Genomic DNA, 18,142 nt, shown 5'->3' on the forward strand with positions numbered 1-18,142 from the left:
TCAAGGCTCCAGTTCGGTATCCCAATAGAGATAGTCGAGCCAGCTTTCATGCAGATAGTTCGGCGGGAAATGCCGGCCGTTCTGGTGCAGGTCGCTGAGGGAAGGGGCGTAGGGCTTCTGGTTGGGATGCATGCCGGCCTCGGCGGGCATGGCGCCGCCCTTTTTCAGATTGCAGGGCGAGCAGGCGGCAACGACGTTTTCCCAGGTGGTCTGTCCGCCCCGGGAACGGGGGATGACGTGGTCGAAGGTCAGATCCGAGCGCGTGCCGCAATACTGGCAGGTGAAACAGTCGCGCAGGAAGACGTTGAAGCGGGTGAAGGCTGGGTTCCGGCTGGGTTTGACGTAGGTCTTGAGACACACCACCGAGGGTAATCGGAACTCGAAGGTGGGACTTCGCACCACCTTGTCATATTCGGAGATGATGTTGACCCTGTCGAGGAAGACCGCCTTCACCGTATCCTGCCAGGACCATAGCGACAGCGGATAATAGGACAGCGGTCGATAATCGGCGTTCAGCACGAGGGCGGGGCACGCCTCGGGCGAGACCGGTGGATGAAACACAGCAGGCGAAACATGCGCTGTCACGAAGCGCTCCCGTCACCATCAGTCCAGCCGAAAAGGCCGATTCGGCTGTTCGTCCAACACAATGTAGGATTAACGTGTCGGTCTTGTGAAGGGGGTAGGTCCACCGGCCGGCCCCACACGCCGCCGCATCATCCCCGCAACTGGTGCGAGAGCCAGGCCAGCGTACGGTCGGGGATGCCGAGTTCGTCGAGGTGGTCGTGGGTGGCCAGCACGTAGTCGGGATTGGCGCCCGAAAGCCCGACGCCGCCGCGCACCACCTCCAGAAGCTGGCGATCCGGCAGCTTGCCGCAATATTGATGATGCGCCCGGTCGGCCCGGTAGGCCAGTGCCCGGACATGGCGCCCGTCCTCGAGCCGGGCCTCGTGCAGAATCTCGATATAGACGCTGGTTGCCTGCTCGCGACGACGCAGATAATCCACCGTCGTATCCCAATTTTCGGAGGCAACGCGGAAGGCAACGCCCCGGCAGGAGCCGCCCCGGTCGAGGCCGAGCACTAGGCCGGGCTTTTCGGGCGTGCCGCGATGGACATGCGACCAGATGCACAAGGCCCGGTGCAGGCCGCGAATCAACGCGTTCTGCCGTTCCTCATAGGCAAAACCGGGATTCCACATCAGGGATCCGTAACCGAAAACCCAATTGGCTTCAGGGGCGGGCAGAACGGGCTGGTTCACTCGGCGGCCAGATGGAATGCATCGAGATAGTGGAAGGGCAGGCCAGCGAGCGTGTCGCGCAGCACGGTGAGGTCCTGCTTCAGGCGATCGAAGGCCGGCAGCAGGGAGAAGGTCTGCTCGTTCATATAGATTGAGCGATTGATCTCGATCTGGATGACATGGAAGCCAGCGCCGGGATTGCCATAGTGCTCGGTGATGTAGCCGCCAGCATAAGGTTTGTTGCGTGCGACCGAATAGCCGAGATTGCGCAGCGCCTCATCGGCGCAATCCATGATCAGATGCGAGCAGCTCGTGCCGTAGCGGTCGCCCAGCACGATGTCGGCCCGAGGCCTGTCCTCGCGTGCCAGGCCGCAGGACGGCATGGAATGGCAGTCGACCAGCAGGGCCACGCCGAATTCGCGGTGGATCTGGCCGAGGAGACGGCGCAACGTGCGATGATAGGGCTTGTAGAGCTCCTCGATCCGGCGGAGCGCCTCATCCACCGGCAGGCGGTGGGCATAGATTTCCTGATTCTCGCTGACCACCCGCGCCAGCGTGCCCAGGCCGCCGGCCACCCGCAGGGAGCGTGTATTGGCATAGTTCGGCAGCCGGCCATCGAACATGCGGGGGTCGAGCTCGTAGGGCTCGCGGTTGACGTCGAGAAAGGCGCGCGGAAAGCGCGCGCTCATCACCGCCGAGCCGGTGGCGGCGACATCGGCGAGCAGGAGGTCGACGAAGGCATCCTCGGAACGGCGCAGCGAAAGCGGATCGAGGCGGGAAGCCTCCAGGAAGGAGCGCGGATAGACCCGGCCGGAATGAGGCGAGTTGAACAGAAGAGGCGCCGAATAGGCAGCCGGCTCGACCACGTCGAAGGGAGGGCTGAGCTCGATTTCCATGCCGTCCACGGACTCCAGCGGCGGTTGCTTTCACCTTCGCGACACGTCCCCGAGGGGACGTGGGCAAGCCAGGTGATACCGACATATCTCGACAAAATCATGCGCAGGCAAGCATCACAAGTCCCACCGCATGATTTTCTCCATCGCGAACAGAAGCAACCCCAGGGTCTGTCATCAGTTAGGGAGGCGATTTGACGGGTGCGGCCGGAGGCGGTGAAGTCGAACCATACCTGATGACAGGCTCTAGCAGCATCACGAATTCGGGATTAACTCTATTGCGATGTAAACGGGGCGTTTACCCTGACGACGGTTTATAGAGTTCGAACAAGCTCCGGCCCTGCCGGGGATTCGGGACGCCATCATGAACAAGATTCTCCTTGCCGAAGACGACAATGATATGCGCCGCTTTCTGGTGCGCGCCCTGCAGAATGCCGGACATGAGGTGATGTCCTATGACAACGGCCTATCGGCCTATCACCGGCTGCGGGAAGAGCCGTTCGAATTGCTGCTCACCGATATCGTCATGCCGGAAATGGACGGCATCGAGCTGGCCCGCCGGGCCACCGAGCTCGATCCCGACATCAAGGTGATGTTCATCACCGGTTTTGCGGCCGTGGCGCTCAATCCGGATTCGCAGGCGCCGCGCGACGCCAAGGTGCTGTCCAAGCCCTTCCATCTCAAGGATCTGGTCAACGAAGTCGACAAGCTTTTGAAGGCCGCCTGAACTTTCCTCAAAAATAGCGGGAGAATGGCTTGCATGGCCTGATTCAACCTGCTATCAGGCCGGCCTCCGCAAGCGATGGGCGCGTAGCTCAGCGGGAGAGCACTACGTTGACATCGTAGGGGTCACAGGTTCAATCCCTGTCGCGCCCACCATCGCTTCTTCGAACGACGAAAAGACCCAGGGCATCGCAAGCGCGGTGCCTTTTGCGTTTCCGCAGCCCTCGCTGGCTTGGTGTTCTGCCGCTTCTGGCGCATCACATAGGATCTGCCGGCCACATTGACGAAATTCCCTTCAAGCTCCGAGCCTATGCGGTGCTCTCGGACGGGCATCCGGGCGGCTTGAGGTTTCCAAAGGCGGGCCTCGCACAAGGTCAAGGATCCGATGCTCGCCAGCGACGGAAACATGGTGATTTGAGCGGTCTGGCGCGCGCGACTGAAGAGATTGGAAGATTTGCTTCAAATCATATTTGAATAAATCGAATTGCGTTGCAAATTCAGCACGGTAAAAATCGTGCGTTTAGCCGAGTGAATATGTAAAAACTGTTGCTGTAAAAGCACATACTCGCGCGGGATGGCGTGGTAGAAAAGTTCGTCACTCGGCAAGATCTGGGTTTGCGGACATGAAGTTACGGATTTCGATAGCCGCGTTCTTGCTTGCCACGGCCGGTGCTTCGGCTGCCGATCTGGCGCCTGCTGCGGTCGAGCCTGTCGTTCCCGCAACTGCCTATGACTGGACGGGCTTCTATGCCGGTATCAATGCTGGCTATGCCTTCGGATCCAGCCACGACGTAACGATGTCGGAGCTGTTTCCGGCCACTGGCCCCCTCGTGGATGGGTATGGCAGCCTTTCACCCAAGGGGGGCTTCGGCGGCGTCCAGGCTGGCTATAATCGGCAGGCGGGCAATTTTGTTCTCGGCCTGGAAGGCGATATCCAGGGCGGCGGCATCAGCGACAAGGCCGGACGCATCGGCACCGCCACGGGTTACTTCCTGAGCACGAAGAGCCAGGTCAACTGGTTCGGCACGGTTCGTCCGCGAATCGGCTACGCCTTTGACAACATCCTGATTTATGCGACCGGCGGTCTGGCTGTCGGCGGGGTCAAATACACCCAGAACTATGCCAATGGCGATTTCCTCGCTCACCCTCGTACCAGCAAGACCAGAGTCGGTTTCGCGGTTGGCGGCGGCGCGGAATACGCTTTCAACGAGCATTGGACCGCCAAGCTCGAATATCAATATATCGATCTTGGCCGGTCGAAAATCAGCGCGACCGAAATCAATGGTGGCGAGCCGACGGATTACTCCATCCACACCAGGCTGCGCACGGATTTCCATACCGTTCGTCTGGGCGCGAACTACAAGTTCTGATCATTCGATCGCGGCAAGCGCAGGGCCCGGCAAAGGTCGGGCAGCGCGTCACGGCGAATTCACACCAGGTGTCCAATTCTACATCCGCGGCTGATCACGACTCCGGAAGAGACCGGCCGCCAGAGATCCCCGAGCGACCTAACCCCGCCGACGAGGCGGGGTTTTCCTTGCGGTCAGAGTGCAGGTTATGGCCAGAAAACACTTGCGCCCGCCATTGCCAATGTTGCAGCTTGGCACTCGTGATCATTCATGCCCGGTCTTTGGTAAGCTGACTGTTCATAGCCGGCAAAGACGGGTGCTGTCCCTGATTTAACCGAACCACCTACTGATGTGGCGTCCATTATTGCTTGTCCGCTGTCCCGGGGTGGGTCGTTTTGTGTTCCGATGGGGAGGGATACATGGGCGCGGATCTGTTTGAGAAGACTCTCGCGGGGATGCCGCGACAAGGACGGTTCGTGCAGGCGAGCATTCTCCTCGGCTGCGCCGCCTTGCTGGCTGGCTGCGGCGCCTCCTCGGCACCGACGCCGGTGGTGGCGACACCGACGGTTGCGGTGACCTCCGAAGAACTCGTCGGCAAATGGGGCCTGGCCTCCTATCGCGAAGAAACCGACAAGGTTCGTACCGAGGTCGCCGCCAAGGCAGCCTGCTCCAATCCCTATGTGATCGGCAAGGGTGCCCAGGGCGGGGTGACCATGCATCTGGCCGACCAGGCGACGCCGCAGGAAGTCTATCTCAAGACCGCCTCCGATGGCGGGGTCTATATCGGGCCGCAGGGCAAGCCAGGGGAGCGGGCGGACCGCCAGATCCTGTCCTATGACAAGGGTGTGCTGGTGACGCGTTGGGTGGATCCCGGCGTTGCCAAGCGCTACGGCACGATGATGTTCGTGCGCTGCGCCACGGCATGAGAGGAGAGCTTGCCATGACGAGGCGCTCCTGGATCACCCGGCTCGGTGTCGGCTGCATCGCACTTGCCCTGGGACTGGCCGGCTCGATGCCGCAGGCTTTGGCCCAGCCGCGCCCTCTCGATCCCAGCAAGGATCTGGAAAAGCCGGGCTTCGTGCCGAATGCCGCCGAGGAGCAGCTCCTGCCCGAATACCGGCCGCAGCCGGTCTATTATCGCTCCAACGAGCCGCCCGGCACCATCGTGATCCAGACCGAGGAACGCTTCCTCTATCTCATCCAGGACAACAAGACCGCCATGCGCTACGGCATCGGTGTCGGGCGCGAGGGTTTCCAATGGTCTGGCCTGTTGAAGATCTCGCGCAAGCAGGAATGGCCCGATTGGCGGCCGCCGCCGGAGATGATCAAGCGCCAGCCCTATCTGCCACGCTTCATGGCGGGCGGCCCCGGCAATCCGATGGGGGCCCGCGCCCTCTATCTCGGCAGCACCAGCTACCGCATCCACGGCACCAACCAGCCCGAGACCATCGGCTATGCCGTGTCCTCGGGCTGTATCCGCCTGGTCAATCCGGACGTGATCAATCTCTATGACCGCGTTCCCGTCGGCACCCGCGTGGTGGTGCGCCAGGCACCCAAGCTCTAGTCGAGATCAGCCCGCCTCGCCCTTTCGGCGAGGCGCTTTCGTTTGTCCATCATCGAGCAAGGCACGGGGGGATAGCCATGCATCGGATCATTGTGGGGATCGTGGCGGTCCTGGCGCTGCAACTCGGGTTGGCGAGCGGCCCGCAGGCGCAGACCCTGGAGGCTGTCAAGGCACGCGGCCAGCTCCTGTGCGGGGTCAATGAGGGGCTGGTGGGCTTTGCCAGCAGATCGGCCTCCGGCGAATGGTCGGGCTTCGACGTCGATTTCTGCCGCGCCGTCTCGGCCGCCGTCCTCGGCGATGCCGCCAAGGTGGCGTTCGTGCCGCTGTCGGCGAGCGACCGTTTCGAAGCCCTGCGCTCGGGCAAGATCGACATCCTCTCGCGCAACTCGACCTGGACCTTGTCGCGCGAGCTCGACTATGGGCTGAGCTTTGCCGCCATCACCTATTTCGATGGCCAGGGTTTCATGGTGCCGCGCAGCGCCAAGGTGAATTCGGCCCTGGAACTTGGCGGCAGCAAGGTCTGCGTGCTCAAGGACACCACCACCCAGCATAATTTGGCCGATTATTTCGAGGCCAATTCCATGAAGTTCGAAGCGGTGCTGGTCGGATCGGCGGCCGAGGCGCTGGAGCGCTACAAGAAAAAGGATTGCCTGGTTCTCACCTCCGACGTCTCCCAGCTCTATGCCCAACGCCTGGACCTCGCCGATGCCGGCGAGCACCTGATCCTGCCCGATGTCATCTCCAAGGAGCCGCTCGGCCCGGCCGTGCGGCTGGACGATCCGAAATGGCGCAATCTGGTGCAATGGGTGCATTTCGCCATGGTCGACGCCGAGGAGCTGGGAGTCTCCAAGGCGACGCTCGACCAGGCCAAGGACTCGACGCGGCCGGCGATCAGGCGCCTGCTCGGCACGGAGGGCAAGCTGGGCTCCGGGCTCGGGCTGGCCAATGATTGGGCGGCCAATGTGGTAGGACAGGTCGGCAATTACGGCGAGGTGTTCGAACGCAATCTTGGTGACGCCACCAAGCTCGGCATACCGCGTGGCCTCAACCAGCTGTGGAGCCTGGGCGGCGTCCAATATGCGCCGCCGGTCGAATAGGGCCGGGCACTCAGGTCGAGGATGACGGCGGACCGGCTTCGCGCAGCTTGACCAGTGTCCACAGCGCCTGGTTCAGCGGCGCCTCGAGGCCACGTGCGGTGGCCCGGCGCAGGATGGCGCCGTTCAGATCGTCGATTTCCGTGCGCCGGCCCCTGGCGAGGTCCTGGGCGGTGGAGGAATATTGCTCCGCCATGCTGGTGCCGAGCCCAAACACGGTGTCCTCCAGCGTCGGAGGCAAGGTGACGCCGTAGGCCTCGGCTACGACACGGCACTCGGCCAGGATCCCCTTCAACAGCACATCCACGCCCTCGCGGCCGACCAGCCGGCCATAGGGCAGGGCGGCGAGCGCCGAGAGGGCATTGAGCGCGCAATTGACCGCCAGCTTGGTCCACAGCGTGCCGACGACATCCGGCGTGACACGAGCCGCAATGCCGGCGGCCGCGAACAGGCCCGCGAATTCCTCGCTTCGGGGCGAGGGGCCGATTACCATCTTGCCGCCGCCCTTGTGGCGGACATAGCCGGCGGCGGGTGCTTCGAGCGCGGCATAGACGGCGACGGGCACGGCCGGCCTGTCGAGGATATGGGCGAGCCTGTCGGCATTGTCGATGCCGTTCTGCAGGCTCCAGACCGAGCAATCGGCGCCAATATGGGGAGCGATGGCGGCGGCTGCCGCCTCGGTGTCGAAGGATTTCACGCAGAACAGCACCAGTTCGGCCCCGGCGACGGCCTCTGGTCTGGTATCGGCGAAAACGGCGACGTGCCAGCGTTCGCCATTGTGCTCGAGCAGCAATCCTCCATCCCTGACGGCCTCGACCAAGGCCGGGCGCCCGATCAGGGTGACGTCATGGCCGGCCTGGGCGAGCAGGGCGCCGAAGAAGCAGCCGACGGCGCCGGCGCCCATCACCGCAATCTTCATGATGATGTTTCCTCGGCAAATATGGACAGGGTCGCCGCAGCCCACGGTCCCGGCTCATCGCGCAAAGCTCGTGACGGCCGCTTCGAATCGGCTTGGGACCTGAGAGAGAGGAGCGGCATGCTCATGATCTTACCGATAGGCGAGGCCTCTATCCATGCCGATCGTGGCCGGCGGTCGGACCGCCGCCAAGGATAGACGGGTTCTCCCGATCGGCAAGGCCGGCGATAGGCGGGCCAGGATGCGATCGCGACGCCCGCGCCTGGAGGCTGTCATGGCAAGGTGCGCGCCAAGGCCAGGGCCTCCCGGGCGAGCGTATCGACGTCGATGCTGGCACGGGCCCGATTCACCAGAAGGGTGGGCAGATCGAACCAGGCTGCTTCCAGGGCATCGTCGGCGGCGACGGCCTCGCCGGATTGCCAGCGGCAGAGCACGCCGACCAGCACATAATGGTGACCGCCTTCATCGATTGGACGGGCATCGATGGAATCGAGGGCCGCGAAGGCCTTCACGGCGTGGGCCGTGACGCCGGTTTCCTCCTGGAGCTCGCGCAGGGCCGCCTGCAGAACGCCTTCGCCGGGCTCGATCTTGCCGCCCGGAAAGCCCCACAGGCCCTGGTCGGGCGGATTGGCTCGGCGAACCAGCAGGAATTCCTCGCCGCGCAGCACCACGGCGAGCACGGCGGCGACCGGACGGGGCAGATTGTCACTTTCGGCCGGATCCGAGGCCATTGTCTGTTTCTCCGGAACTGCCTGCGGGTTGAAGGCTCAGCTATAGGCGCTGCCACGGTGCCATGCCAATCCCGCGGGGCGGTAATTGCGACCTCGCGCGTCTGCCGCATTACACGGGCTTGCCGGCGGTCGGCAGCCCTGCGAAAAGCCTGCTTTCAACCCGCATGAAGAGGCCCAGGACTATGAAGCTCGGTATCGAAGGAAAATCCGCCATCGTCTGTGCCTCCAGCCGAGGGCTCGGCAGGGCTTGCGCGCTGGCTCTGGCGCGTGAGGGCGTGAATGTGGTGATCAACGGTGTCACGCCCGCCACGCTGGAACGCACTGCGGCCGAGATCCGCGCCACGACGAGGGCAACGGTCACGCCGGTGGTAGCGGACGTTGCCAGCGAGGAGGGACGGCGCAAGCTGCTGGAAGCCTGCCCGCAGCCCGACATCCTGGTCAACAATGCCGGCGGCCCGCCACCCGGGGATTTCCGCCAGTTCGGCCGCGAGCAATGGCTGGCCGCGCTCGATGCCAACATGCTGGCGCCGATCGAACTGATCAAGGCGACGCTCGACGGCATGATCGCTCGCCGCTTCGGGCGCATCATCAACATCACCTCCGTGACGGTGAAGGCGCCGATCTCCTATCTCGGCCTGTCGAATGGTGCCCGTACCGGCTTGACCGGCTTCGTCGCCGGCCTCGCCCGCGACATTGCCCGCCATAATGTGACGATCAACAATATCCTGCCGGGTTCCTTCGGCACCGATAGGTTGCGGGACAATGCGGCTGCCTCGGCCAAGCCGGGGCAATCGCCCGAAGCCGTCCTGGCGGAATGGCAGGACGGCGAGGCTTCCGGACGTTTCGGCGATCCGGACGAACTCGGTTCGGTCTGTGCCTTTCTCGCCGGTGCGCAGGCCGGCTACATCACCCGCCAGAACATCCTGATGGATGGCGGCAACTTTGCCGGATCGTTCTGAGGGGCTTGTTGCAATTGCGGGGCGATCGGACTGAAACGCCGGTTTCTCCGGCGCTCCCCGCCTCCTCCAAGGAAAAGGGGCTGGCCTTGAGGGCCAGCCCCTTGTCGTTCTGCGCAGTCCGGTTCCCTTCGTGGAACGGATTCAGAGCTTGGCCAGGATCTGGCACAGCTTGATGAGCTGCGCGTCATAGTCGTCGCTGGCCCCGAGGATCAACTTGCAGCGTTTCTTGAGGGCGATGCGCTGGGCGCTGCTCATCGAAGCGAGCTGGCTGGAGACATTGCCTATATTCACGCCCGTGCCGGGAACGCCCGGGGTACCAGGAGTTCCTGGACTGCCGGGGGTGCCGGGCGTTCCGGTGTCGGAACCGGGGACATTGACGCCCACGCCGACGTTCACGCCTGTGTTGTTGTTGAGCGAGGCGCTCACATCCGCATCGGCGAGCGAGGAATTGACGCCGACATTGGCCTTGACGCCGGTGCTGGGTGTCGCCGATGCACTGACATTGGCCGTGGCGGCGTTGCCGACCGAGGCCGTCGTATTGGAGTTCAATCCGCCGCTGTTGAGGCTGGTGTTGCTGTTGGCGCTGACCGGGCCCACTTTGGCGCTGACGCCGACATTCGCACCGCCAACGGCACCACCGACCGCGCCCACGGCACCGCCTACGGCGTTGCCGACGCCACCAACCGCATTGCCGACGCTACCGCTCAGAGCGGCCTGCGGGGCGACAAGAAGCAAAGTAGTCGCCAGTCCAGCGAACATTGCAACCTTGCGCCAGTCCTTCCGATAGTGCTCAGACATGTCGACCTCCACCTGGAAAACTCGAACATTCGGCCGGAACTCCGGGGAAGGGAGCTTTGGGTGCTTTCTCGATCGACCGGAAGCTGAATGTCTATAGAAAAATATGCCAAAATACAGTAAATCGCAATGTTGAATTATTAAAAATAAATCGATTTATTCAAAATACTTGAGTTGTATTATATTTTGTACAATAAGTATCTTAAAATATACTTGCATAATCCGGTGCATTGCGGGCTCATTTAAAGCAGCTTAGGCCCATTTATGCTTTCGTTTTTCTGCGGTTCCTGTGGGGTGCAGGTGGATTTCGTCATAGATGAATTGCGTCTGGAATGTGACGCTTGTGGGGCGAAATTGGGTAGCAGGCTCCCGTCGCCACTATGATACTGAAGTATTAGATCGTGTCGGAGAGGTATGACTGTAGCCCCAAATAGGTATTGCTTTATTTGGTATTATAATACCTAATATCCGATGTAAAAAAGCCGCCCTTCATCGTGAAGGGCGGCTTTCGCCTCGTCGCTTCCGCTCAGAATGGCGAGTCGGGGTAATAGAAATCCTTGGCGTTGTCCTTGGTCACCAACGTGGCATCGAGAATATAGGAACCGCGCACGGGCAGCTTGTCGTAGAGGCCGGCGGCGGTGAGATCCATCGCCACGGCCACCATGGCCGGCGGATAGAGCACGTCGGCCGGAATGGTGGCGTCGCCGTCCATGACCTTCTTGACCATGTCCTTCATGCCGGCGCCGCCGAGCACGAATTTGATGTCGCTGCGGCCGGCCTGCTTGATCGCCTCCAGCACGCCCACTGCCATGTCGTCATCCTGGCACCAGACCGCGTCGATCTTGGGGTGCTTGGTCAGGAAGTCCTGCATCACCTTGAAGGCGTCGTCGCGGCTCCAATTGCCGAACTGGCTGTCGATCACCTTGACCTCGGAGCCCTTGAGGCCCTCGTTGAAGGCATTGACGCGCTGCTCGTCGATGACGATGGGCAGGCCGCGGATCACCACGACGTCGCCCTTGCCGCCGAGCTTTTCCTTGACATAGGCGGCCGAGACGGTGCCCAGACCCGGATTGTTGCCGGCGACGTAGAGATCCTGGATCGGATCGCGCAAAGCGCGGTCGACCACGGTGATGAAGACGTTCTTGCCCTTGACCTGGCGGATCGGGTCGGTCAGCTCGTCGGAATTATGCGGCAGCACCACGAGGGCGTTGATGCCCTGCGTGGTCAGGTCCTCCAGGGCGTTGGCCTGCGCGGCGCCATCCGGCGAGGTCTTCACGATGACCTTGAGGCCGGGATAGCGCGCTTCGAGCGCCTTGGCCTCCTGCTGGGCGTGATAGACCACGCCGCCCGTCCAGCCATGGTCGGCGGCCGGGATCGAGACGGCGATGGTCTTGCTGTCGGCAGCGTGTGCCGCTGCCCCGGCGAGTGCGAAGAGACCGGCCGCCATCAGGCCGGTCAGCATTTTGCGCATGATATCCTCCCTAGCGCTTTTCATTCTGTCGGGGGCGGGTTCGTCCCGCCCGCTGCATATGGACCGGCGGGCTCAGCTCCTCCGGGCGAGCGAGCGCTGCACCAGCATGGCGATGATGATGATGGCGCCCTGCACGGCACCGACCAGATATTCGGAGACGAAGTTCGACAGCACCATGATGTTGGAGATCACTTCCAGGATCAGTGCGCCGCAGATGGTGCCCCAGATGCGCCCGACGCCGCCGCGCAGTGCCGTGCCGCCGACCACCACCGCGGTGATCGCCTGCAATTCCCAGCCAAGGCCGGTGGTGGAGGTGGTGGAGCCGAGCCTGGGCACATAGACCAGCACGGCGATGGCGACGCACAGGCCCTGGATGATGTAGGTGAGCATGCGCACGCGCCCGACCGAGATGCCGGAATAGCGCGCGACATCCTCGTTGGAACCGACGGCCATGACATGCCGTCCGAACGTGGTGCGGTAGAGCAGGAAGGCACCGATGACGGCCACCGCGATGATCACCCACACCGGGAAGGGCAGGCCGAGAATGGTGCCGAAATAGACCGGGCGATAGTCGGCCCTGAGCTCCATCGACTTCATGGCGATCGAGCCGCCATCGGCCAGCCAGATCAGGAGCGAGCGGAAGATCGCCATGGTGCCGAGTGTGACGATGAAGGGTTCGAGCCGCCCCGCGGTGACGCCCAGGCCGTTGGCGGCGCCGCACAGGGCGCCGAGCAGCAGGGCCAGGACCATGCCGATGGCAAGCAGGAGATAGCCGTCGCCGATCATGGCCTTGTTGAGGAAGAGGATCATCACGCCCGAGACCAGCGCCGCCATCGAGCCGACCGAGAGGTCGAGGCCGCCGGCGGTGATCACGAAAGTGGCACCGACGGCGATGGTGGCGATGAAGGCGCTGCGGGCCAGGACGTTGGTGATATTGTCGAGGTCGATGAAGCGGGCGTTGACGAAGTAGCCCAGGACCATCAGCACGGCGAGCGCCGCGAAGGGCGCGACAGCGCGCAGGTCGAAATCCTGGAACCGGCTTGTGGTCTTGGTCGGGGCGAGTTGCTCGCTCATACCTGTGCTCTCGCTTCTTGCCTGGAAACGCCGGTGGCGTGCACCACGATTTCGGCCTCCGTCATCGCCTCGCCGCTGACTTCTCCGGCGATCTGCCCACCCCGCATCACCAGGATGCGATGGCATACGCCGATCAGCTCCTGCATTTCGGAGGAGATCACGATCACGCCTTTTCCCCGGGCGGCCAGCGCCGCAATGAAACGGTAGATCTGCTCCTTAGTGCCGATGTCGATGCCGCGGGTGGGTTCGTCGATGATGACGATCCTCGGCTCCAGCAGCATCATCTTGGCGAGCAGCAATTTCTGCTGGTTGCCGCCGGAAAGCTGGCCGGCGAGCAGGGTCTTGGAACGGGCCCTGATGTCGAAATCCTGGAAGGCCTGGTTGAGGGCGCTCCATTCGCGGGCCTTGTCGATGAAGGGCCCCGAGGTGAAGTGATCCAGCGCGGCCAAGGTGAGATTGGTGCGCAGATCCTGCGCCAGCAACAAGCCCTTGCCCTTGCGATCCTCCGAAAGATAGACGATGCCGGCTTCCATGGCCTGGCGGGGTTCGCGAAAATGCACCGGCCGGCCGTCGAGCCTGAGGCTGCCGCTGCCGGAACGCAGGCCCAGCAGGCCTTCGAACAATTCGGTTCGTCCTGCCCCGACCAGGCCGGCAAAGCCGAGGATCTCGCCGGCCTCGAGGCCGAAACTGACATCGGTGGCAAAGCCGGGCACGTTGAAATGCTCGATGGCGAGCAGCGGCTCTTCGGCGGCTGCTGCGTTCGCTTCCGCCGAAGCCTTGGCCGGGTAGAGATTGGCCATGTCGCGCCCCACCATCAGCTGCGCCATGTCGATGGGCTGGAGTTCGGCGGCGGGCCTGGTGGCGATCCATTTGCCGTCGCGCAGCACGGTGACGCGGTCGGCGATGGCCTTCACCTCGTTGAGGCGATGCGAGATGTAGAGCACCGCCGTGCCCCTGGCGCGGATGGCGCCGATCACCTTGAGGAGCGCGTCCGTCTCCACCGGGGTGAGGGAGGCCGTGGGTTCGTCGAAGATCACCACGCGGTGCGGCACTGCCAGGGCGCGTGCGATCTGGACCAATTGGCGCTGGGCGATGGAGAGGCGCTCGACCACCCGGGTCGGCGCAATCTCTGCCCCGAGTTCGCGGACTGCCCGAGCGGCCTCCCGGTTCATGGCCCGGTCGTCGACCATGGGACCACGGCGGATTTCCCGGCCGAGGAAGATGTTCTGCGCCACGGTGAGATGGGGGGCGAGCAGGATCTCCTGATGGACCAGCACGATGCCGCGATGCTCGGCGTCGACGGGGCCGGTAAAATGCACCGGCTCGCCGTCAATGGCCAGGCTGCCCTTGCTCGGCTGGAGATGGCCGGCCAGGATCTTCATCAAAGTGGACTTGCCGGCGCCGTTTTCGCCGATGATGGCGTGAACTTCGCCTGGCTTGAGGTCGAGCGCGATGTTGCTCAGCACCTCGATGGTGCCGAAGCTCTTGGACAGGCCACTGGCGGCCAGCACCGGCACGGTCTGGTTCTGCGCGGCAGCCCCGTTCGCTTCCCTTTCGGACAAATCCGGTTCCTGGTTTCCGTTTCCCGCCAACGTTCTCTTCGCCATCTGCCCGGGCGAATGAGTTACGTACCTCGCAATTGTCAGATTAACGGGACGGCAGGTTCTGTCAATCACGCTTTCCAGATCGGGGCAGCATGAAACGCTCCGCCAATATCATCGCCTGCCAGAAAATCGTTCGCGATAGGATTGCGGAGTTGTCGCCAGATGCCGGGCGAAGCCACGCCGCATGGTCTCCTCGCAGCCGAAGCCGCAGCGAGCGGCGATCTGCTTGAGGGGTTGGATGGTGTCGGCGAGCAGCGTACGCGCCTGTTCGACACGCAGCCTTTCGACGGCGCGGGCCGGCGGCATGCCGGTCGCCTCCCGGTAGCGGCGCTGAAAGCTGCGTTCGCTCATGCCGGCCCGCGCAGCAAGGGCGGGGACCGACAGGTCGGCTGCGAGGTTTTCCCGCATCCAGCCATGCAGGGTTTCGAAGCGGGAGGCGCCATGCTGGAGCGCCAGGGCAGCGCTGTATTGCGACTGTCCGCCCGGACGCTTGAGGAAGACCACCAGCTCGCGCGCCACCGCCAGCGCCATGGCGCGGCCAAGGTCGTGTTCGACCAAAGCGAGAGTAAGGTCGATGCCGGCGGTCACGCCGGCCGAGGTCCATAGATTGCCGTCCTCGATGAAGATCGGATCGGCTTCCACTTGCGCTGCCGGGAAGCGCTCGGCCAGCAGGGCGCAGGAATCCCAATGGGTCACGGCGCGCCTGCCGTCGAGCAGGCCGGCGGCACCGGCGAGGAACGCACCTGTGCAGACCGCCGCAACCCTTCGCGCGGTCGTCGCCCTGGCCGCGACCCAGGCAACGAGCACGGCATCCTCGGCGGCCTGATGCACGGCGCGCCCGCCGGCGATAACCAGCGTATCGCAGATGTCGCCCGCATCCGGGAGGGGCTCGGCTTGCAGGGTCAGTCCGGCCCAGGCCGCGACCTGGGCCTGCCGGGCGACGATGCGCAGGCGATAGGCCGGAGGCAGCCCGTCATCCTCCAGGAGACGATTGGCGGAGGCGAACACCTGCATAGGGCCGGCGATGTCGAGGAGTTGAAAGCCCGGGAAAGCCAGCAGGTCGACGGCGCGGGGTGGCCTGCCGGTCCACGGCCCGTCGATTGGGTTTGGCGTAAAGTGTGGGTCAAACGACATTTGCGCCAGAAGCTGCCGCGCTAGAGTGGCCCTGTCAACCTCAAGATTTGGAACGGAGCACCCATATGATCCTGCAGATCGGCTTTCTGGTTTTTCCCAAGGTGCAACTGCTCGACCTGGCCGGGCCTTTTGATGCCTTTGCCGCCATGCCGGGCGTCGTGCAGCACCTGACGTGGAAGGATCTCGATCCTGTGATGGCGACCTCGGGCTGGCCTGTCCAGCCCACGACGACACTGCAGGACTGCCCGGTTCTCGACGTGCTGTGCGTGCCGGGCGGGGCCGGCGTCAATCCGCTGATGGAGGACGAGGTCGTCCTCGACTTCCTGCGCCGCCAGGCCTGGAGCGCCCGCTTTGTCACCTCCGTTTGCACGGGCTCGCTCGTGCTGGGGGCAGCGGGGCTTTTGGAAGGAAAACGGGCGACGACGCATTGGGGCTCGCATCATCTGCTCGAACCGCTCGGCGCGGTGCCGGTGGCCAAGCGCATTGTCGCTGACGGCCGGCTGGTTAGCGGCGGTGGCGTCACGGCGGGTATCGACTTCGCACTCGATATCATCGCCCGGTTGCGAGGCCGCGAGGAGGCCGAGGCCGTGCAGCTCAAGCTCGAATATGCCCCGGCGCCGCCCTTCGATGCCGGGTCTCCGGCAACGGCACCGGCCGGCGCGATCGAGGTGGCGAGGGCTTCCGCCTCGAGCTATGTCGAGGAGCGCGAGCGCATCGTTGCCAGGCTGCGAGAGAGGAAGGCCATCGCCGCCGTCTAAAGTAAAACGACATGGGGATCGTTCGAGAATGAGCGCTCCGTCTTCTCCAGCCTTGCCGGGGACGACGGAGCGTCGTTTCTCAACGGCGCCTCAGTACCCGGGCAGCCTGCTCGCCCTATCTCGGGGGAAGGCGGGGCCGAAGTGTTGCAGGCCATGCTGTATCAAGGCTCGAGGGCCTCGCCCAAAAAAGAGGTTTGTGACCGAAGGGGTAGAGACGCATAGTCAGGGCGCTTTCTCGAACTTTTTGACTTGAGTGCGGTGTCTCACGTGGCGGCTGACCCCAAAGAGGGGCCCTCATGCGGAACTTGCTGCTTTTCCTGGTCGCAGTGACGATGCCGTGGGCACCGCCCTCGTCTGCGGGACAACTCGCCGTCGATCTCGAGCTGGTTCTTGCTGCGGACATTTCCTTTTCGATGTCAGACGAGAATCTGGCCGTTCAGACCGATGGCTATGCGCAGGCTTTTCGCGATCCCGACGTCGTTGCGGCCCTCTCCACCGGGCCCTTGGGCCAGATTGCAGTCAGCTATGTCGAATGGTCGGACGGGCAGCGCGTCGTGGTGCCATGGACCTTGCTCCGGAACAGGGCGGATGCCGAGCGCTTTGCATCCCGCATCATGGCCGGCTCGGCGAAACGCTCGGCTGGCACCACCTATATCACCGGCGTGATCCGGTTCGGGACAAGGATGATCGAGGAGAATGATTTCGCTGCTCTGCGTCGGGTGATCGATATTTCGGGCAATGGCGAGAACAACAGGGGCGAAGCGCCTGACCGTGCTCGCGACCTCGCAATTTTGCGGGGCATTACCATCAACGGCCTGCCTATGCCGACCTGGGTCGACCCCCGCCGGCTCGGCGAGGTGCCGGCGGATATCTATTACCGCGATCACGTCATCGGTGGCCCGGGGGCCTTTCTCCTGAAAGTGGACGACAGGGCCAATGTACTGAGATCGATCAAGTCAAAATTGCTGCGCGAGATCGCGGCCAATTGAGTGTCCTTGCTCGACCGTGCCGCCCCGGGCAGTTTCGGCCAAGCGCTGCGTTTTACCCAGCTGGGCCGGCGAACAGGATCAGGTTGCCGTCGGGATCCAGGACGATGAAGGTCCTGGCGCCCCAGGGCTCTTTCCTGAGCGGCTGGTGGAAGACCACGTCTGTGGCTTGGAAATTCAGGAAAAGCTGCTTGATCTCGGCGGCGCTGTCGACCGTGATGGCGGCAGAGAGCAGATGTTCGCGCTGCCTGACATCGCCGACATAGACCGGCTCGCACACCAATCTGAGGGCCAGCAGGGCCCTGTCGCGGCTGACCTGCCCGTAGAAGGGCGGATTGCCATAGACGAAGTCGATGCTGAAGCCGAGCCTGGTGGTGAAGAAGTCGCAGGAGGTCTTGATGTCGGTGACGAAGAGCTGGGCCGCGGCCGAGCTCAAAAAGGGTTCCGGCAGGGTCGGTGCGGAGATATCCGTCATGGTCGAAGCTCCCGTCTTGAGCGCCTCCCATCCCACGAAGCCTGATTGGCGGGCGACGAGCTCCAGAGCGTCGGCAAGCTGGAAATTCGCCTCCAATATCTGATGATCGTCGAGGCCGTGGAACCGCGGCAAGGCAGCCCTGATCTCGGCGGCGACCGGGTGATAGTGCTCGCGATGCCAACGCAGATATTGCTTGGCCTGCTTCCTGAGGTTTTCGAGGTTCGGCATGGGCGCAATCGTGTTTTCGATTGTAGGCGGGCATTGCCCTTCCGGCGGTCCGCCGGTGCGCCCTACGCAGCGCCGAAAGAGTGCTGCAGGGGGCCTTCGCTGTCAATCATCACAGCGTTGCGAGCCAGAACACGCTGCCCATGCGCCACAATG

Annotated in this window: 19 protein-coding genes and 1 tRNA gene; 9 read left to right on the plus strand and 11 right to left on the minus strand. The window is 63.4% G+C overall.

Going from position 1 to position 18,142, the window contains the following annotated elements:
• The 3 genes from ACTJKX_RS23235 to ACTJKX_RS23245 form a co-directional block, all read right to left on the minus strand.
• Entirely contained in the window at nucleotides 1–561 is a 561-nt protein-coding gene (locus tag ACTJKX_RS23235; protein WP_068290559.1) for an HNH endonuclease, read from the minus strand.
• Nucleotides 562–713: 152 nt separating this feature from the next.
• Nucleotides 714–1,241: a gamma-glutamylcyclotransferase gene (locus tag ACTJKX_RS23240; protein ID WP_311934362.1), complete on the minus strand. Its 528-nt coding sequence runs from the start codon at nucleotides 1,239–1,241 to the stop codon at nucleotides 714–716.
• Nucleotides 1,242–1,252: 11 nt separating this feature from the next.
• Nucleotides 1,253–2,140 (minus strand): N-formylglutamate amidohydrolase, encoded by an 888-nt coding sequence (locus tag ACTJKX_RS23245; RefSeq protein ID WP_425590888.1) that lies wholly within the window; start codon nucleotides 2,138–2,140, stop codon nucleotides 1,253–1,255.
• A 349-nt stretch (nucleotides 2,141–2,489) separates the two neighbouring features.
• On the opposite strand from ACTJKX_RS23245, the gene cpdR reads away from it, so the two are divergent.
• From cpdR to ACTJKX_RS23275, 6 genes are all read left to right on the plus strand, one after another.
• Complete coding sequence (gene cpdR / locus ACTJKX_RS23250) at nucleotides 2,490–2,855, plus strand: cell cycle two-component system response regulator CpdR (protein WP_105864233.1); 366 nt, start codon at nucleotides 2,490–2,492, stop codon at nucleotides 2,853–2,855.
• 77 nt (nucleotides 2,856–2,932) lie between these two features.
• Nucleotides 2,933–3,007, plus strand: a tRNA-Val gene (locus tag ACTJKX_RS23255).
• A gap of 467 nt (nucleotides 3,008–3,474) precedes the next feature.
• Nucleotides 3,475–4,221 carry an outer membrane protein gene (locus ACTJKX_RS23260; RefSeq protein ID WP_440726668.1) on the plus strand — a complete coding sequence of 249 codons (747 nt, stop codon included), beginning with the start codon at nucleotides 3,475–3,477 and terminating at the stop codon, nucleotides 4,219–4,221.
• 398 nt (nucleotides 4,222–4,619) lie between these two features.
• Nucleotides 4,620–5,126: a hypothetical protein gene (locus tag ACTJKX_RS23265; RefSeq protein WP_415085859.1), complete on the plus strand. Its 507-nt coding sequence runs from the start codon at nucleotides 4,620–4,622 to the stop codon at nucleotides 5,124–5,126.
• Nucleotides 5,127–5,140: 14 nt separating this feature from the next.
• The gene (locus tag ACTJKX_RS23270; protein ID WP_440726669.1) at nucleotides 5,141–5,764 is read left to right on the plus strand and encodes a L,D-transpeptidase; all 624 of its coding nucleotides are present in this window, start codon (nucleotides 5,141–5,143) and stop codon (nucleotides 5,762–5,764) included.
• 77 nt (nucleotides 5,765–5,841) lie between these two features.
• Nucleotides 5,842–6,861: an amino acid ABC transporter substrate-binding protein gene (locus tag ACTJKX_RS23275; protein WP_440726670.1), complete on the plus strand. Its 1,020-nt coding sequence runs from the start codon at nucleotides 5,842–5,844 to the stop codon at nucleotides 6,859–6,861.
• Nucleotides 6,862–6,871: 10 nt separating this feature from the next.
• On the opposite strand, the gene ACTJKX_RS23280 is transcribed toward ACTJKX_RS23275, so the two are convergent.
• Entirely contained in the window at nucleotides 6,872–7,777 is a 906-nt protein-coding gene (locus ACTJKX_RS23280; protein WP_367625910.1) for a ketopantoate reductase family protein, read from the minus strand.
• A 269-nt stretch (nucleotides 7,778–8,046) separates the two neighbouring features.
• On the minus strand, nucleotides 8,047–8,505 hold the full coding sequence (locus ACTJKX_RS23285) for an NUDIX hydrolase (RefSeq protein WP_311934343.1): 459 nt from the start codon (nucleotides 8,503–8,505) through the stop codon (nucleotides 8,047–8,049).
• A gap of 182 nt (nucleotides 8,506–8,687) precedes the next feature.
• Between ACTJKX_RS23285 and ACTJKX_RS23290 the strand changes: the two genes are divergently transcribed.
• Nucleotides 8,688–9,464: an SDR family oxidoreductase gene (locus ACTJKX_RS23290; RefSeq protein ID WP_367625909.1), complete on the plus strand. Its 777-nt coding sequence runs from the start codon at nucleotides 8,688–8,690 to the stop codon at nucleotides 9,462–9,464.
• A gap of 141 nt (nucleotides 9,465–9,605) precedes the next feature.
• Here ACTJKX_RS23290 and ACTJKX_RS23295 read toward each other — a convergent pair whose 3' ends face one another.
• The 5 genes from ACTJKX_RS23295 to ACTJKX_RS23315 all read right to left on the minus strand — a co-directional run bounded on the left by ACTJKX_RS23295 (nucleotide 9,606) and on the right by ACTJKX_RS23315 (nucleotide 15,542).
• Nucleotides 9,606–10,262 carry a hypothetical protein gene (locus ACTJKX_RS23295; RefSeq protein WP_311934342.1) on the minus strand — a complete coding sequence of 219 codons (657 nt, stop codon included), beginning with the start codon at nucleotides 10,260–10,262 and terminating at the stop codon, nucleotides 9,606–9,608.
• Nucleotides 10,263–10,785: 523 nt separating this feature from the next.
• A complete protein-coding gene (locus tag ACTJKX_RS23300) occupies nucleotides 10,786–11,730 on the minus strand; it encodes an ABC transporter substrate-binding protein (protein WP_311934340.1) in 945 nt (314 codons plus the stop codon).
• 72 nt (nucleotides 11,731–11,802) lie between these two features.
• Nucleotides 11,803–12,804, minus strand: a complete 1,002-nt coding sequence (locus ACTJKX_RS23305) for an ABC transporter permease (RefSeq protein ID WP_440726671.1) — start codon at nucleotides 12,802–12,804, stop codon at nucleotides 11,803–11,805.
• Complete coding sequence (locus tag ACTJKX_RS23310) at nucleotides 12,801–14,321, minus strand: sugar ABC transporter ATP-binding protein (protein WP_440726691.1); 1,521 nt, start codon at nucleotides 14,319–14,321, stop codon at nucleotides 12,801–12,803. The genes ACTJKX_RS23305 and ACTJKX_RS23310 overlap by 4 nt, the downstream gene beginning before the upstream one ends.
• A gap of 198 nt (nucleotides 14,322–14,519) precedes the next feature.
• A complete protein-coding gene (locus ACTJKX_RS23315; RefSeq protein ID WP_440726672.1) occupies nucleotides 14,520–15,542 on the minus strand; it encodes a GlxA family transcriptional regulator in 1,023 nt (340 codons plus the stop codon).
• A gap of 65 nt (nucleotides 15,543–15,607) precedes the next feature.
• On the opposite strand from ACTJKX_RS23315, the gene ACTJKX_RS23320 reads away from it, so the two are divergent.
• Nucleotides 15,608–16,300 carry a DJ-1/PfpI family protein gene (locus ACTJKX_RS23320; RefSeq protein ID WP_440726673.1) on the plus strand — a complete coding sequence of 231 codons (693 nt, stop codon included), beginning with the start codon at nucleotides 15,608–15,610 and terminating at the stop codon, nucleotides 16,298–16,300.
• Nucleotides 16,301–16,596: 296 nt separating this feature from the next.
• Nucleotides 16,597–17,289: a DUF1194 domain-containing protein gene (locus ACTJKX_RS23325; RefSeq protein ID WP_440726674.1), complete on the plus strand. Its 693-nt coding sequence runs from the start codon at nucleotides 16,597–16,599 to the stop codon at nucleotides 17,287–17,289.
• 52 nt (nucleotides 17,290–17,341) lie between these two features.
• Here ACTJKX_RS23325 and ACTJKX_RS23330 read toward each other — a convergent pair whose 3' ends face one another.
• Nucleotides 17,342–17,989, minus strand: a complete 648-nt coding sequence (locus ACTJKX_RS23330; protein WP_367625905.1) for a VOC family protein — start codon at nucleotides 17,987–17,989, stop codon at nucleotides 17,342–17,344.
• Nucleotides 17,990–18,142 lie beyond the last annotated feature (153 nt).

It is taken from the genome of Labrys sp. 22185, assembly GCF_052045555.1.
Lineage (GTDB): Bacteria > Pseudomonadota > Alphaproteobacteria > Rhizobiales > Labraceae > Labrys > Labrys neptuniae.

What these genes read in the sequence shown, in the direction of transcription:
- ACTJKX_RS23320 (WP_440726673.1), top strand. Translation starts at nt 15,608, where the DNA reads ATGATCCTGCAGATCGGCTTTCTGGTTTTTCCCAAGGTGCAACTGCTC.
- ACTJKX_RS23280 (WP_367625910.1), bottom strand. Translation starts at nt 7,777, where the DNA reads ATGAAGATTGCGGTGATGGGCGCCGGCGCCGTCGGCTGCTTCTTCGGC.
- ACTJKX_RS23265 (WP_415085859.1), top strand. Translation starts at nt 4,620, where the DNA reads ATGGGCGCGGATCTGTTTGAGAAGACTCTCGCGGGGATGCCGCGACAA.
- ACTJKX_RS23295 (WP_311934342.1), bottom strand. Translation starts at nt 10,262, where the DNA reads ATGTCTGAGCACTATCGGAAGGACTGGCGCAAGGTTGCAATGTTCGCT.
- ACTJKX_RS23300 (WP_311934340.1), bottom strand. Translation starts at nt 11,730, where the DNA reads ATGCGCAAAATGCTGACCGGCCTGATGGCGGCCGGTCTCTTCGCACTC.
- ACTJKX_RS23315 (WP_440726672.1), bottom strand. Translation starts at nt 15,542, where the DNA reads ATGTCGTTTGACCCACACTTTACGCCAAACCCAATCGACGGGCCGTGG.
- ACTJKX_RS23290 (WP_367625909.1), top strand. Translation starts at nt 8,688, where the DNA reads ATGAAGCTCGGTATCGAAGGAAAATCCGCCATCGTCTGTGCCTCCAGC.
- ACTJKX_RS23285 (WP_311934343.1), bottom strand. Translation starts at nt 8,505, where the DNA reads ATGGCCTCGGATCCGGCCGAAAGTGACAATCTGCCCCGTCCGGTCGCC.
- ACTJKX_RS23270 (WP_440726669.1), top strand. Translation starts at nt 5,141, where the DNA reads ATGACGAGGCGCTCCTGGATCACCCGGCTCGGTGTCGGCTGCATCGCA.
- ACTJKX_RS23275 (WP_440726670.1), top strand. Translation starts at nt 5,842, where the DNA reads ATGCATCGGATCATTGTGGGGATCGTGGCGGTCCTGGCGCTGCAACTC.
- ACTJKX_RS23325 (WP_440726674.1), top strand. Translation starts at nt 16,597, where the DNA reads ATGCGGAACTTGCTGCTTTTCCTGGTCGCAGTGACGATGCCGTGGGCA.
- ACTJKX_RS23260 (WP_440726668.1), top strand. Translation starts at nt 3,475, where the DNA reads ATGAAGTTACGGATTTCGATAGCCGCGTTCTTGCTTGCCACGGCCGGT.
- ACTJKX_RS23305 (WP_440726671.1), bottom strand. Translation starts at nt 12,804, where the DNA reads ATGAGCGAGCAACTCGCCCCGACCAAGACCACAAGCCGGTTCCAGGAT.
- ACTJKX_RS23330 (WP_367625905.1), bottom strand. Translation starts at nt 17,989, where the DNA reads ATGCCGAACCTCGAAAACCTCAGGAAGCAGGCCAAGCAATATCTGCGT.